The following is a 15,050-nucleotide window of genomic DNA, read 5'->3' as shown; positions in this document are numbered from 1 at the left end:
CAAATGCAAGGGGCACAGCTTATCACAGCCTTTGTTTTGCTGGCCTCCGCGACCCAAGCCCAAGAGGCAGGTCCGCTTTCGGCCATTGATTGGCTGTCCAATAGCGTTGATCCAACAATCACTGTCAGTCCGCTAGGTTCTGAGTTTGGAACAGGCGTTGCGCCGCTTGATGGGGCGGAATCACCAGTGGTGACAGTGACCCCTCTGGACAGTGGATCCCCTGATTTGGTCGGGCTCTTGCCACCATCAATGACAGGTCTGCCGAACACCATCTGGTCTGCGAGCACCGAATCAATTCTCGTATCGCTCGTCACCGCAGAACGGACAGAGTCGGTCCCCGCGATCCAAGACTTCCTCACGGTCCTTCTCTTGGCCGAAGCCAAACCACCCTTTGATGCAGGCCGTGAGGGGAACCTCTTCCTTGCCCGCGTTGATAAGTTGCTAGAGGTTGGCGCGCTGCAACAGGCACAAGCGCTTCTCGAGGCCGCAGATCCGCAAGAACCCGCCCTCTTCCGTCGTTGGTTCGACATTTCGCTACTGACGGGCACCGAAGACAACGCTTGCGCCACGATGCGCGACGCGCCCGACCTCGCGCCCACTCACGCGGTTCGTATTTTCTGCGTGGCCCGTGGCGGCGATTGGGACACGGCGGCGCTGATCCTCAACACTGGGATCGCGCTGGGGGACATCCAGCCCGACGACGAACAGCTTTTGGTGCGGTTCCTCGAGACCGAATTCGATGATCACGCGGCAGCCGTTCCAACGCCTGATCGTATCACGCCGCTGAAATTCCGCCTACTCGAAGCGATTGGTGAACCTGTTCCCACGGCAACCCTGCCACGCGCCTTTGCCCACGCCGATCTGCGCGATGTGGCGAGCTGGCGGAGCCAACTCGAAGCGGCAGAGCGTTTGGCCCGCTATGGTGCCGTTGACGACAATGTTCTGCGTGCGCTTTACACCGCCCAGCGTCCTGCGGCTTCTGGCGGCATCTGGGATCGGGCTGAGGCGTTCCAACGGTTTGACACCGCCATTCGCGCCCGCGACCCCGTTGCAGTTGCCGCTGCCCTGCCCGCCGCATGGTCCGCAATGAAAGACGCCCGCACCGAAGTGCCGTTTGCGCGCCTTTATGCACCGGACCTTGCTGCCTTGCCATTGACGGGCGATGCAGAAGCCTTGGCGTTCCACGTGCTGCTCTTGTCCGCTGATTACGAGGCCGCAGCACTGAACTTTACCGCGACAACCGACGACGATGTTTTCCTGAGCTCTGTTGCCCGTGGTAACGTTTCAGCCGTCAACGCAAAGACGCCCGCGCAACACACTGTATTCGCTGCATTTTCAGGCGAAACACCCGTTCCCGATTCCATCGCGGACCTCATCAACTCGCAAAAACTTGGTGAGGCGCTCCTGCGCACCATCGCGACCTTTGGTGAGGGTATGACCGGTGATCCTGTCGCCATTTCAGAAGCGCTCGTGACCCTGCGCACGGTCGGGCTAGAGGATGTCGCGCGGCGTGCGGCGCTCCAGTATCTGTTGTTGGACCGCCCATCATGACAGCGCCGTCTGGCATGATGCATTGGATCCAGAGCTTCCTCGAAGCGCAGGCCGCAGAGCTAGATGCCGCGACAAACACTCAACTGGCCTATGCCCGCGACCTCAAGGATTTTGCGGACTGGCTCGACCGCCGCAAAACCCATTTCCTCGATGCCGATCGGACAAACGTCGAAAACTACCTGATCAGTTGCGAGGCAGAAGGATTGGCCGTTTCGACCCGCGCCCGTCGCCTCTCTGCGATCAAACAGCTTTACCGTTTTGCCTTTGAAGAGGGTTGGCGCAGCGACAACCCAGCAGTCCAAATCAAAGGACCAGGGAAACCTAAACGTCTGCCCAAAACGCTGAGCGTTGAGGACGTTGACCGCCTCCTTCTCGCCGCCCGCACACATGGCCGCGACACGGCACGGAATACCTGCCTGATGGAGCTTCTCTACGCGACGGGGATGCGTGTCACTGAACTGGTTAGCCTCCCGATAGCCGCCGCGCGAGGTAATCCTCAGATGCTCTTGGTGCGCGGTAAGGGCGGTAAGGAACGCATGGTCCCGCTCTCTGCGGCCGCTCTGAACGCGATCTCAGACTGGCTCGACGTGCGGGATACGGCCGAAGACCTTGCCAAACGCAAAGGCATCCCCGCCTCCAAATTCCTCTTTCCATCGCGAAGCAAGGACGGCCACCTCACCCGACACCGCTTCTTTGCCCTGATCAAGGAACTCGCGGTCGCCGCAGGAATTTCCCCCGAAAGCGTCACCCCCCACACCATCCGTCACGCATTCGCCACGCACCTCTTAGCAGGTGGAGCTGATTTGCGGGCGATCCAGACGATGTTGGGCCACGCTGACCTCGCGACAACGGAAATTTACACGCATGTGCTACACGAGCGTTTGAAAGACCTCGTTCTGACCCATCATCCGCTTTCGAAAAAACGGACCACTTGAACCGCGCCTCTCGCGCCCCCATAACCGTTGTAGACCAACGGATTGGACCCAATGCCTGTTCTCGACGCTACATTCTGGATAACTGCCGCCGCCATCCTCGTGCTTTTGGTGCTCTCTGGCTTTTTCTCAGGCTCTGAAACGGCGCTGACGGCCGCAAGCCGTGGCAAGTTACGCTCTGCCGCCGACAAAGGATCGCGCGGGGCTGAGACGGCGTTGAATGTGACCGAGGACAACGAACGCCTGATCGGCTCGATCCTCTTGGGCAATAACGTAGTGAACATCCTCGCCACCTCGCTCGCGACAGCTGTTCTGACGAAGCTTTTTGGGCAAAACGGTGTCGCACTGGCGACCTTGGGGATGACCCTCCTCGTTCTGATCTTTGCCGAGGTGCTGCCGAAAACCTATGCCATCACCAATCCAGAAACCGTGGCGGCCCGCGTGGCCTCTCCGATCCGCTATGTGATCCTCGTCTTTTCGCCGGTGGTCTCTGCCGTGCGCCTGTTGGTGCGTCTGGTCCTGCGGATGTTCGGCGTCAAAGCGGACCCCGACAGCAACATTCTCGCCGTCCGTGAAGAGATCGCAGGCGCACTGCAACTCGGTCACTCCGAAGGTGTCGTAGAAAAAGAAGACCGCGACCGTATCCTTGGCGCGCTGGACCTGTCAGAGCGCTTTGTCGAAGAGGTCATGCTCCACCGCTCTGGCATTCAGATGATCGACGCGGGCCTGCCCGTGCCTGAAATCCTCGCACAAGTTCTCGAAAGCCCGCACACCCGTCTGCCGCTCTATCGCGATGATCCTGAAAACGTGGTCGGTGTGCTCCACGCCAAGGACCTCCTGCGTGCCATGCACCGCATGCTCGAAGATGGGACGATGGACACGGACGAGATGAACAAATTCGACATCATGTCGGTCGCGATGAAGCCCTACTTCATCCCCGAAACCACCACGCTCGACGATCAGATGCGCAAGTTCCTTGAACGAAAGACTCACTTTGCCTTGGTGGTGGATGAATACGGCGGGCTTGAGGGGCTGATCACGCTGGAGGACATCCTCGAAGAGATCGTTGGCGAAATCGCCGATGAATTCGACGTGGCCGAAGAGGACATGATCAAACCAACGGCAGACGGCGCTTATATCGTCGACGGGTCAATGACCCTGCGCGACCTGAACCGTGCGCATGACTGGAACCTGCCCGATGACGAGGCGAACACCATCGCGGGTCTGGTGATCCACGAGGCGCAGATGATCCCTGTTGTCGGCCAAGTGTTCAGCTTCCACGGCTTCCGGTTCGAAGTGATCGATAAAGAGCAAAACCGGATCACCAGCCTGAAAATCCGCCAGCTTAATTGAAAAAGGCGGCTCGCGCCGCCCTTTCCGTTATCGTGATTTGAACAACGTCCCAAGGATGCCGCGCACGATGCGCCGACCCGTGGTCCCCTTCAGCTCTTTGATCACGGCAGAGCCGATGGCCTCCCCAAAGGATTCATCCTTTGTTGACCGCGTCCGTGTCGTGCGGGTTTTGGTCGACCGCGACGACCCACCGTCATAACGGCGCGCATTGCGGAACTCGCGTTCCTCTTCCTCTGCCTTAGCTTCGGCCGCTTCTGCAGCAGCGGCTTCTTTGGCGGCGGCATCCGCGCGTTTCAGCAGGATTTCATGCGCCGATTCACGATCCACAGCCGTGTCATACTTAGACGCCATAGGTGAGGTCGCCATCAGCGCCTTCCGGTCGCTCGCCTCAATCGGGCCGAGTTTCGACGACGGCGGACGGATCAGCGTGCGTTGTGCGATCCCAGGGATACCCTTGTTTTCGAGCATAGAGGTTACAGCCTCGCCCGTGCCGACCTCGGTGATCGCATCAGCGATATCGAAGGCAGGGTTCGGACGATAGTTTTCCGCTGCCTGACGCAGGGCCTTTTGATCCTTCGCGGTAAAGGCACGCAGGGCGTGCTGCACGCGGTTGCCCAACTGGCCCAGAATATCCTCTGGCACGTCAGCAGGGTTTTGCGTGATGAAATAAACGCCGACCCCTTTGGACCGGATCAAACGCGCGACCTGTTCGACCTTATCTACCAACGCCTTGGGCGCGTCATCAAACAGCAAATGCGCCTCATCAAAGAAGAACACGAGCTTGGGTTTATCAGGGTTGCCGACCTCGGGCAGTTCTTCGAACAATTCCGAAAGCAGCCACAACAAGAACGTCGCATAGAGGCGCGGGCTGTTCATCAGCTTATCCGCCGCCAGAAGGTTGATCTGCCCACGACCGTCGGGCGCCACCTGCATCATGTCCATCAGGTCCAAGGCAGGTTCGCCAAAGAACGCCGTTGCACCCTGATTTTCCAACACCAGCAACTGCCGCTGGATCGCACCGATCGACGCCGAGGCGATGTTCCCATAGCGCAGCGCGATCTCGCTCGCATGTTCACCGACCCACAGCAACATGGATTGCAGGTCTTTGAGGTCCAAGAGCGGGAGGCCCTCTTCGTCGGCGACGCGGAACACGATGTTCAGAACGCCCTCTTGGACGTCGGACAGTTCCAACATCCGCGCAAGCAACAGAGGCCCCATTTCGGCAACGGTGGTGCGCACAGGGTGGCCCTGATCACCGTAGAGGTCCCAGAAGGTCACTGGGAATTTGTCGTATTGCAGGTCGAGCCCGATGGTCGCCGCCCGCTTCATGAACGCATCGTGGAGTTTGAACTCCGCAGAACCAGCCGCCGCCAACCCCGACAAATCGCCCTTAATATCCGAAAGGAACACAGGAACGCCCGCAGCCGAAAATCCCTCGGCCAGAATTTGCAACGTCACCGTCTTACCCGTGCCTGTCGCACCAGCGATCAAGCCGTGACGGTTCGCGTAGTTAAGCAAAAGCCCCTGCTGTTCAGCGTAGCCTTCGCCACCCCCGCCGATAAAAATCGCGTTTTCCATAACGTCCCCTAAATGCTCAAATCGGTGCTAAAATACATCCTTAACGGTTTCATGCCATAGTGAAAGCGTTCGTCAGAATTGTATTCTGACCGACAAAATCTCCTCCCTGTTAGACTTGCCGCGCCTTTGGGCGCGGTTTTTTTAGGCGACTGCCATAAAACTGTCGTTTCTTAGTTGACGGTCCCGATTCCTTTTCGTAGCGTCAGCACAAATAGTCGGCCAAGTCCGACAGGGAGAATAGAGAAAGGGGATCGGTTTCGGTCCCTTTTCTTTTTGCTGCAACGCGTTAACGGTAACACTTCATGTGACCAGATCGGCCAAGTTATGCCGATGGTGACGGCAATGTCACCTGACACCCCCAACCTCACGTGTTAGACAGTGCGCAGCAAACCAAGACAGGACTTTTTATGTTCAACGTGATTAAGCCGCTCGCCACCCTGACGATGATCGCCCTCGGCGGTGTCGCACTGGCGCAAGAGACCGCAGCCCCCGCAACGGACGCCCCCGCTGACCCGCAGGTCGGTCAGGTCTACGTCAAAGAGACCTATGGTGATTGGGAACTGCGCTGCCTCAAAGTCGAATCTGGCGATGAACCCTGCCAAATTTACCAGCTGCTCAAGGATGCTGACGGTAACTCGATCATGGAAGTCACCATGTTCCCGATGCCCGCGGACCAACAGGCTGCAGCGGCTGCGACCCTTCTCGTCCCGCTAATGACCCGCCTGTCCGAAGGCATCATGATCCAAGTTGATGACGCCGATCCGCGCCGTTATCCGATCGAATTCTGTAACCAAGGCGGCTGCGTCACCCGCGCTGGTTTCACCGCCGAAGAGCTCGCTGCGTTCAAGGCAGGATCTAACGCGAAAGTGCGTATCGTTCGTGCGGAAACTGCACCTGAAGCAGCCGAAGTTATTCTGGATATGTCGCTCGCTGGCTTTACCGCTGGATTCGACAAAGCCACGCCGCCGACTAACTAAGGCGCTGACTATTAAACAAAACGCCGCCTCTTGGGGCGGCGTTTTGCGTTTATGGGGCCTTGCGTAGCGCCAGCACCGCGTTCAATCCGCCAAAGGCAAAGGCGTTCGTGAGAACCACGTCCACATTCGCCTCGCGGGCCTCATTCGGCACCACGTCGAGCGCGCATTCTGGATCGGGCTCTTCGTAGTTGATCGTCGGCGCGATGATGCCGTCTTTGAGGGCCATGATACAGGCCAAGAGTTCGACCGCGCCCGTGCCACCGATCAAGTGACCATGCATGGATTTCGTCGAGGACATCATCAGTTTATCCGCGTGCGGACCAAAAGCATCCGCGACAGCCGCCGATTCCGTTTTGTCGTTCGCCGCCGTACCCGTGCCATGCGCGTTGATATAGCCAACCTCGCTCTTGTCGATCCGCGCGTCTCGCATTGCGCCTGTGATCGCACGTCCCGCGCCCTGCTTTGACGGCATCACGATATCAGAGGCATCCGACGACATTGCAAAACCGATGACTTCGGCAAGGATCGTCGCCCCGCGTTTGCGTGCATGTTCGTAGTCCTCGAACACGAAAACGCCCGCGCCTTCGCCTTGGACCATGCCGTTGCGATTGGCGCTGAACGGACGGCATGCATCTTTGGACATGACGCGCAGCCCTTCCCAGGCTTTCACACCGCCAAAGACCAGCATGGATTCAGAGCCACCCGTCAGCATGACAGGCGCCATGCCCGAACGGATCATCTGGAACGCCTGCCCCATCGCGTGGTTCGACGACGCACAGGCCGTTGCCACGGTAAAGGATGGGCCGCGCAGGTTAAATTCGATCGACAGGTGGCTCGTCGCTGCATTGTTCATCAGCTTTGGCACGATAAAGGGGTGAACGCGGTTCTTCCCTTCCTCGTAAACCACACGGTAGTTTTCATCCTGCGTCGTCAGACCACCGCCAGAGGTGCCAAGCACAACCCCAGACCGATCCGCCAACTCACCGTGAAATTCGAGCCCCGACTGCGCCACAGCCTGACGCGCAGCCAACAAGGTAAACTGCGTAAACCGATCATAGAGCGCGATTTGCTGACGGTTGAAATGCGCGTGTTCGTCGTAGTTGCGCACTTGGCCCGCGATTTTCACCATCAGGCGATCAACGTCAGGAATTTCCAACGGACCGATGCCGCAACGCCCTTCGCGCATCGCCTCAAACGTTTGCGCAACATCATGGCCGAGGGCGTTAATCGTCCCCGCACCTGTAATCACAACGCGACGCATTGGCGTTATACCTTTTCGGAGACGAGCTTTGAAACAGCGTCGATGATGGCAGAGACGGACGAAATGTCGAAATCGCTCTCGCTCGGGTCATTCGCATTGAACGGCACAGAGATGTCAAAGGCCTCTTCGATCGCAAAAATGCTCTCCACCAGACCAAGGCTATCAATGCCCAAATCCTCTAGCGTGTGATCCATTTTCACATCCGACGGCTCTAGAACGGCCTGTTCGGCAATGATTTCGATGACTTTTTCGCGAATTTCCATGTGTCCTCGCCTCTCTCGGGTATGACCCTTGGGCATTTAAAATGATCTAATCACTATGACCGCCGTTTGAAACTTATTTTTGACGGTTTCCCATATCACGTAGGATTCTTGGCAGACGGCGCAAGGATTTATAAATCTCAATTTGCTGCGTCATTTGTGTCGCAGGATAGCCCATCATCACACGACCCGCAGGCACATTCGCCAGAACCATCGTCCCCGCCGAAGTTACGACATCATCACCGATTTTGAGGTTGTCACCCACACCCGTTTGACCGCCCAAAACCACGCGATCCCCGATGACCGTTGATCCAGCCACCGCTGCGTGTCCCGCCATAAGGCAGTGTTTTCCCATGACCACGTTATGCCCCAAATGGCAGCCGTTATCGATTTTTGATCCTTCGCCGACAAAGGTCGGGCGGATGGTCCCTGCGTCGATTGTGGACCCAACGCCGACCTCAACATCGTCTGAGAGGATCACGCCGCCCAAGGAATGGATACGGTGCTGGCGCGGATCGTTCGGAATTTGCGCCTCGGTATCGCCCAAGGTCGCACGAGCCCGTTCAACGTTCGACTGCTCGGCCATGACAAAGGAAAACCCGTCCGCGCCAATCACCGCGTTTGGATGCAGGATCACGCGATCACCCAAGGTCACACGCCGCATCACCCGCGCCCCATCAAGAAGCACACAGTTTTCACCGACCACAGCACCGGGTGCCACGGTGACATGTGCAGCAATTCGGGTGCCTGCGCCGATCACTGCGCCTTTGCCGATCAGGACAAAGGGACCGATTGCGACGCCCTCGCCCAAGGTCGCGCCCTCAGTTATCGCGGTCGGGTGAATACCGTCCTCAATATCCCACGGACGGTCGAGCATCTGCGTGAGCTTTGCCATCGCAAGCCGCGCGCGCGGCGCGATGATCGCCGCCTTAAGGCCGAGCGCCTGCCAGTCGCAGCCAGACCAGACCACAGCAACCTGTGCCTGACCCTGCCCCAGCTTTTCCGCATAAGCAGGCGACATCGCCAGTGCGAGGTCGCGTGGACCAGCCGTTGCAGGCTCTGACGCGGTGTCGATCTCTAGGGACAGATCACCTAAGGCCTCAGCCCCGAGTGCGGTTGCAATCTCTGAAACGGTATAAGCCATAAGTCCCTCTCAACGTTGAGAAGGATTTACCCCTGAACGCCGCCCGCGGCTACCCCTTCACGTGCCAAAGCATCCCAAATCACTGCGTCACGACCGTAAATATCGCGGCGATACTGCAATGATCCGTCCACATTGGTAAACGCGGTACGATAATCAAGATGCACAGGCACTGGCGTCTCTAGATCAACCCGCGTTTCCTGCCCTGTCCGAAGACGGGATTGGAAGAACTCGACCGGATCAGAGGTCTGACGCGCCAATAGGGCGTAGGCAAAGTCATGTGGATCGTCCAAGCGGATGCACCCGTGACTAAAGGCCCGCACCTCACGCGAGAACAAATTCTGCGCAGGCGTATCGTGCAGATAGATATTGTATCGGTTCGGGAACATGAACTTCACCGACCCCAGCGCGTTGCTCGGTCCCGGCGGTTGGCGCATCGAGAACGGGAAGCTGGACGCGGAATATTGGCTAAAGCCATTCGCGCGGTTCACAACCTGACCATTGCTCGCCACGACTTGTAGGTGGCTCACCGCCCCCGCATCGGCCTGCAGTCGCGGCAGATATTCGTTCACGATGATCGAGCGCGGTACATACCAGCTCGGGTTAATCACCATGAACTCCATCAGATCAGAGAACTCTGGCGACTGACGGTCGTCCGAATTGGCACCGATAACAGATCGGGTTTCAAAGGTGACGATATCGTTGTCGATGATCTTGGCGGTGAAGTCGGTGAGGTTCACCCAGATATGCCGATCACCACGAGGGATATTCAGCCAACGTTCCCGCTCCATCGCGACGATAACTGACTGAAGGCGGTCCTCAATCGGGCGGTTTAGCTCAACAATCGTCGAGCCACCCGCAACACCATCAGCGGTCAAACCGTTGTATTCCTGAAACTTTTGCACCGCAGCCTGAAGAGTTGCGTCATAAGTGGCCGTCACCGACCGCTCCATAAAGCCCATCGCGATCAGACGGTTGCGCAGCGCCACGACAGCCGCCCCCGTATCACCGGGGCGCAGCGTCGCCTCTGGCACCGTGGCACCCCAGCCACCGCGAGCGATCTGATGCTCTAGCCGCATTTTCGACCGCATCAGCCGCGCATATTCAGCCGACTGCGGGGCGAGTGACCGCAGATACTGCACCGGATCGGCCGTCAAAAACCCATTCAGGATCTCAATCCGATCATGCACGGGAACTTCACGTTTGATGGCATCCAAAACACGGTTCGGGTTGAGGATACCTGTCTGAACATCCCGCGCATAGGTGAGGAACAATTCGCTCAACTCGACTTCCATCGCGCCTTGTTCGTAGGCCGTTTTGGCCGACTGCAAACGGGCGATCAGAGCATTGGGATCGAATTTCTCGGCTGGCAAACCATGGAGCGGCGCATCCGCAAACGCACCCAAGAGCGCATTACGGCGGGCCTGCGCAACCTCGTCCGATCCGGTCCAAATGCTCGCGAAATCACGAGCGCGGTAAAACGCGGCCAGTTCGTCGTCCATCGCAACAGATTCAGCCACGGCTTGACGGAATGCTGTGACCTGAGCCTGCACAGGCGCAGTTGTGCCCAGAACAAAGGACATCGCGACCACAGCCGCCAAAGACGAAAACCGAACCGATCTATTCACGCGCAAAGCCCCAAACTAATATTCGCAATTGCCGACGAGAGAGACACGTTGACGGCTCGATAGTCCACTCACAATTGCGATAATCGGCCACGGGGCTACCAAATGTTGCAGGTCCGCACCGCGAGCGCGTCGCATCGCGGGCCACCTCAATCGGATTTTGCGCAAATTTTCGCCTATTTGGCCTTTGTTAACGGACGCTAGGGCATTCTTTGGTTGGTTCAGGAATCAGTCTGTGCCATAAAGTTCCTGCATCTGGGGATGAGATGAAAACAAAACCTGCACGCCACAGCAGGTGATAGCGACGGGACAGGCGCTTCAACTATGACGACAACGAATACCTCGGGAATTTCTCGTCGCGGTCTCCTTCGTGCGTTCGCCGCGACCGCTGTAACCGCAGCGCCGGCTTTCACCCCTACATTCGGTCAAGCAGCTGGGTTCCTGCGCGGCGCTGGTGATGTTCGTCGGATTAAGATGTATTCTGGCCGCACCGGCGAAAAGATCGACATGATCTATTGGATCGAAGGCGACTATATCGCTGAATCGGTCAACCAGATCGTCCACTTCATGCGCGACTGGCGGAACAACAAAACCATCGCCATCGACACGCGCACCATTGATATCATGGCAGCTTCGCACAACCTGCTCGACGTCACTGAACCTTACATGCTGCTGTCGGGCTATCGTTCGCCTGAAACCAACGCCATGCTGCGCCGCCAATCCTCTGGCGTTGCGCGCAATTCGCTCCACATGCGCGGTCAAGCTGCTGACCTCCGTCTATCAAGCCGCTCTGTCAACCAAATCGCAAGCGCCGCACAATCCTGTAACGCTGGCGGCGTTGGTCGATATGCGGGCTCGAACTTCGTTCACATGGACTGTGGTGAGGTCCGCACTTGGAACGGCTAAACGCTTCCCGAGGAACGGAAAAACAGGCGCCCTCTCGGGCGCCTTTTTCATTTAGGCCATGACAGTTTCGGCAGGAATGGTGAGAAGATACCGCAGGTCATCGCGGTTCATCCAACACATATGCGCTACCATCGGATCAGGGCGATCCTTCGCATACCAGCTCAGCGCGGCGGGTTCGGAATGCATGTAGCCTTCGCGTTCACCCAAGCCCTTGAACGCGAGTTTTTTAATGATGAACCCGATCATGTGATCAGGCGACCACGTCATCAGCGCCGTGGCCAAAGCAAGCCGAGCCAGAATGCTCGACATGCCTGTGCCGCGGTAGGCAGGATCGCTGATCATCCAGACGTCACCGTGATAGGCACAGGTGCCCGTCATGCGTCGCGCACTCGGTCCAGGGGAATAGAACGAGCGGTCGAAATCAATCGGCAAACCTGCAGGCGGAAAGGCCACGTATTGATCGCGGAAATAATCGGCGAGGCTCTGCCCTTCGATCCGCAACAAACGCACCGCTTGGGTAAAAACGAGCCGCCCGTCACGGTCCCAACCTAGAAACCAAAACCCATCATCAGGGTGAATCGCGTTAAGGTTTGGGTCAAACGGCACGCCAATCGGCTGCGGTCGATGCGCGGCGATTGTTTCGGCATAGTAATCAAAGTCGGACCCCGACTCTAACCGAATGCCGTATTTTTCCGCCAAAGTTACAATGGTAGCTACATAAAGCGCACCTTCAAAAGAATCGTGGATGGTCATTGTTCACTCTCCAAGGCTAATCATCCTTGGAGCCATCTTGTGATCCACGACCGTTAATAAATGGTTTACCAGTATTAACGAATATCCATGAGCAGCTCGCTCGGCATTCGTTCAATCTCTTCTCTGGGTAGCCCGTCGATGCAGAGGTCATAGGTACGTACCACGACAGACACCAAACCACGGCTCTGATCTGGGAAGCGACACCCCAACAGCAATCGTTGATAGCTGATCGGCACGGGGGCACCGCCCTTCTCACGCGGAAGTTCTGACACGATGTGATCTAGCCGCACGCCCTCGGTGCGTTTCACTTCCTCAAACGGCGCGACGAGCAACCGACCGAACCCCTGACCACCTGGAAGGTCTGCAGACTTCAAGCCGATACTGCTCAGCGCCCAATCGCGCCCGAACCATGACGAATATGAGGATTCCGCACCGACCTCCACGCAGATCCATTCCTCGCCCAAACGGCGGAAAATCACGACAGCCGCACGGACCGCCTGAAACTCTGGCGCTTCAATACGTCCTTGCGAGGCGACCCACGCGTTAAAGCAATTCCGCAACAACGCAGGGCCAGTGTCCCAAATCCGACTGATCGGCTGTTGTTGTAGATGGTAATAGTGGCCGTTCGTCTTTTCGCTGCGCAATTGATCCAGCCCACGCACCTGCCCCGACTGGTTTTTCATCCACGCATCAGACAGCGCCACAATATCAAGAGCCCCCTCCAACGCATCACGTCCCGCATCCGTCAGAGCGTATTGTCGGTCGTTGACAGAGAACAGCTCGGTTCCCCGATACTCTTCCAATGCGCGAATGTGCCGACGGACCGTTTGACGCGTACTATTCAACCGAGAGACGGTCCGCGAGAGGTTCAACTCCTTTGCCAAAACCGTGAACGAACGGAGCATCTCATAAAATAACGCAGCAGTTTTTGGCTCGCCCATCTCAATGCTCCATAAAAAAAATGACATCAAAGCAACGTGTTACGGTCGAATCTTGCACCGCTCAATTTGATGGGTGATTTATGCACCATTGAGTGGTGATAGTTCAACCACTTTTAGTTGTATTTAACACGTTGAAACATAACCGTGGTGGCGAGATTTTCTCTTGCAGAAGTTGTAGAGGAAACACCATGCCGCATCCTATCGATGATTTTGTAGCCCAGAAAATTCGCAATGCCCGCCTGATGCGCGGTCTAACGCAATCGGGTCTGGCCGCACAAATCGGGTGTTCGTTCCAACAGTTGCAGAAATACGAAGCCGGCCAGAACCGCGTCTCCGCCAGCCGTCTTTATCAGATCGCAACCGCACTGGACGTATCACCGGGTTACTTCTTTGAAGGCGTCGATGACCGTGTTCATTCAGACGAGATCGACACCACCACATCGCGTATTTTGTTTGCGCTCGCTCGTGTAGAGAGCCCACAGATCAAAGAAACGCTCTGCCGCATGGTTCAAGCCATTGCGAAAACAGAAGAAATGGACGGCGATTACGATGCGCCAACCTATGCAAAAACGGCCTGAACTAAGTCGTTTTATCGCTAAATAAAGTCACGGTTGCGCCGTTGAACCCTTTGTAGGTGAAAACAGGCAAGGCAACCGTGATGACTTTAATCCCCCCGAAGTGGCCATTGATGATCCGTGTTGCGGTGTTCAGTGTAGTTTTGAACACTGTTTTTGGGTCTATTGTAGGGTTCACCTATCCCTACTGGTCCAATGCTCTTGGCAACCCTGCCATTGCGATCTCGCTGATCTGGGTCGGCGGAAGCATCCTGACGGCTTATATTCTGCTTCGTTGGTCCCGCAGCAGCATTCGCCCTCTTGCCAACCTCTATCGCGCTGTTCGCAAAATGGCTGATGAGAAAGACCTTAGTGTTCAGTTGCCCGAAGCCCCGACTGGCGACCTTTCTCGCACCACCATTGCGATCACCGATTTGATCAACTTGATCCGAAGCGTGATCACCGACGTGACCAAAGAAATCGACATCGCTGACAACGCAGCTGAGACGATCCACAACAGCACCAATAACCTCCACCAAAACGCCGAACGCCAGTCTAGCACGGTCGAACAATTGTCCTCCTCGATCGAGGAAACCGCATCCATGGTGCGGTCTAATGCGAAATCGGCGAGCACAGCAAACGACCTCGCGCGGCGCACTGCGACCATTGCTAACGACGGCCAGTCGCAGGTTGAAAACATGGTGACGGCCATGGACGAGATCGACAAATCGTCCCGCGCCATCATTCAGATCATCAAAGTGATCGACGAGATCGCGTTTCAAACCAACCTCCTCGCCCTTAACGCTGCGGTCGAAGCCGCACGCGCGGGCCAACACGGTCGTGGCTTTGCGGTCGTAGCCCAAGAGGTCCGCAACCTCGCTGCACGCTCGTCAAAGGCTGCGGGTGAGACGTCACGCTTGATCGAAACATCGCGCAAACAGGTTGAGATTGGTGTAACCACATCGGCGACAACCCGTGAAACGTTTGAGAAAATCGCGGGCGAAATCACCACCGTTGCTGAACGCATCGAAGAGATCACCCTCGCTAGCTCTGAACAGACCCGTGCGGTGGATCAGATCAATATGGCGATGAGTGAAATCCAGAAACTCACGCTCGAAAATCAACAGCAGGCCGAAACGCTGGCGTCTGGGGCAACACGTATGCGCAGCAGCACCCAGCGCATTCGCGGCTCTGCTCGCTCGTTGAAAACCGCGTAAT

Annotated in this window: 14 protein-coding genes; 7 read left to right on the top strand and 7 right to left on the bottom strand. The window is 57.1% G+C overall.

Going from position 1 to position 15,050, the window contains the following annotated elements; genetic code table 11:
* The first annotated feature begins 3 nt into the window (after positions 1-3).
* The 3 genes from AC1QQ2_RS11365 to AC1QQ2_RS11355 are packed head-to-tail and all read left to right on the top strand — an operon-like array spanning position 4 to position 3,836.
* Complete coding sequence (locus tag AC1QQ2_RS11365; protein WP_479713217.1) at positions 4-1,551, top strand: hypothetical protein; 1,548 nt, start codon at positions 4-6, stop codon at positions 1,549-1,551.
* Positions 1,552-1,565: 14 nt separating this feature from the next.
* A complete protein-coding gene (locus AC1QQ2_RS11360) occupies positions 1,566-2,486 on the top strand; it encodes a site-specific tyrosine recombinase XerD (RefSeq protein ID WP_479713216.1) in 921 nt (306 codons plus the stop codon).
* A gap of 51 nt (positions 2,487-2,537) precedes the next feature.
* A complete protein-coding gene (locus AC1QQ2_RS11355) occupies positions 2,538-3,836 on the top strand; it encodes an HlyC/CorC family transporter (protein ID WP_479713215.1) in 1,299 nt (432 codons plus the stop codon).
* Positions 3,837-3,863: 27 nt separating this feature from the next.
* On the opposite strand, the gene AC1QQ2_RS11350 is transcribed toward AC1QQ2_RS11355, so the two are convergent.
* Complete coding sequence (locus AC1QQ2_RS11350; protein WP_479713214.1) at positions 3,864-5,414, bottom strand: helicase HerA-like domain-containing protein; 1,551 nt, start codon at positions 5,412-5,414, stop codon at positions 3,864-3,866.
* Between the two features lie 407 nt (positions 5,415-5,821).
* On the opposite strand from AC1QQ2_RS11350, the gene AC1QQ2_RS11345 reads away from it, so the two are divergent.
* Entirely contained in the window at positions 5,822-6,391 is a 570-nt protein-coding gene (locus AC1QQ2_RS11345) for an invasion associated locus B family protein (protein ID WP_479713213.1), read from the top strand.
* 49 nt (positions 6,392-6,440) lie between these two features.
* Here the strand turns inward: AC1QQ2_RS11345 and AC1QQ2_RS11340 are convergent, their stop codons facing one another.
* The 4 genes from AC1QQ2_RS11340 to AC1QQ2_RS11325 all read right to left on the bottom strand — a co-directional run bounded on the left by AC1QQ2_RS11340 (position 6,441) and on the right by AC1QQ2_RS11325 (position 10,636).
* On the bottom strand, positions 6,441-7,652 hold the full coding sequence (locus AC1QQ2_RS11340) for a beta-ketoacyl-[acyl-carrier-protein] synthase family protein (RefSeq protein WP_479713212.1): 1,212 nt from the start codon (positions 7,650-7,652) through the stop codon (positions 6,441-6,443).
* A gap of 5 nt (positions 7,653-7,657) precedes the next feature.
* On the bottom strand, positions 7,658-7,915 hold the full coding sequence (locus tag AC1QQ2_RS11335; protein WP_105234962.1) for an acyl carrier protein: 258 nt from the start codon (positions 7,913-7,915) through the stop codon (positions 7,658-7,660).
* Positions 7,916-7,988: 73 nt separating this feature from the next.
* Complete coding sequence (locus AC1QQ2_RS11330; protein ID WP_105234961.1) at positions 7,989-9,056, bottom strand: UDP-3-O-(3-hydroxymyristoyl)glucosamine N-acyltransferase; 1,068 nt, start codon at positions 9,054-9,056, stop codon at positions 7,989-7,991.
* A 26-nt stretch (positions 9,057-9,082) separates the two neighbouring features.
* On the bottom strand, positions 9,083-10,636 hold the full coding sequence (locus AC1QQ2_RS11325) for a L,D-transpeptidase family protein (protein ID WP_479713227.1): 1,554 nt from the start codon (positions 10,634-10,636) through the stop codon (positions 9,083-9,085).
* Between the two features lie 366 nt (positions 10,637-11,002).
* Between AC1QQ2_RS11325 and mepK the strand changes: the two genes are divergently transcribed.
* On the top strand, positions 11,003-11,584 hold the full coding sequence (gene mepK / locus AC1QQ2_RS11320; protein WP_479713211.1) for a peptidoglycan L,D-endopeptidase MepK: 582 nt from the start codon (positions 11,003-11,005) through the stop codon (positions 11,582-11,584).
* 51 nt (positions 11,585-11,635) lie between these two features.
* On the opposite strand, the gene AC1QQ2_RS11315 is transcribed toward mepK, so the two are convergent.
* Positions 11,636-12,337, bottom strand: a complete 702-nt coding sequence (locus AC1QQ2_RS11315) for a hypothetical protein (protein WP_067545424.1) — start codon at positions 12,335-12,337, stop codon at positions 11,636-11,638.
* 74 nt (positions 12,338-12,411) lie between these two features.
* A complete protein-coding gene (locus AC1QQ2_RS11310) occupies positions 12,412-13,278 on the bottom strand; it encodes a helix-turn-helix domain-containing protein (protein ID WP_479713210.1) in 867 nt (288 codons plus the stop codon).
* A gap of 188 nt (positions 13,279-13,466) precedes the next feature.
* On the opposite strand from AC1QQ2_RS11310, the gene AC1QQ2_RS11305 reads away from it, so the two are divergent.
* Both AC1QQ2_RS11305 and AC1QQ2_RS11300 read left to right on the top strand, forming a co-directional pair.
* Entirely contained in the window at positions 13,467-13,856 is a 390-nt protein-coding gene (locus tag AC1QQ2_RS11305; protein WP_105234956.1) for a helix-turn-helix domain-containing protein, read from the top strand.
* A gap of 110 nt (positions 13,857-13,966) precedes the next feature.
* Complete coding sequence (locus AC1QQ2_RS11300) at positions 13,967-15,049, top strand: methyl-accepting chemotaxis protein (RefSeq protein WP_479713209.1); 1,083 nt, start codon at positions 13,967-13,969, stop codon at positions 15,047-15,049.
* Position 15,050: the final 1 nt, after the last annotated feature.

This window comes from Aestuarium sp. (genome assembly GCF_023253315.1).
In the GTDB taxonomy this organism is placed as follows: domain Bacteria; phylum Pseudomonadota; class Alphaproteobacteria; order Rhodobacterales; family Rhodobacteraceae; genus Marivivens; species Marivivens donghaensis.
This window is presented reverse-complemented; position numbering and strand designations above follow the sequence as displayed.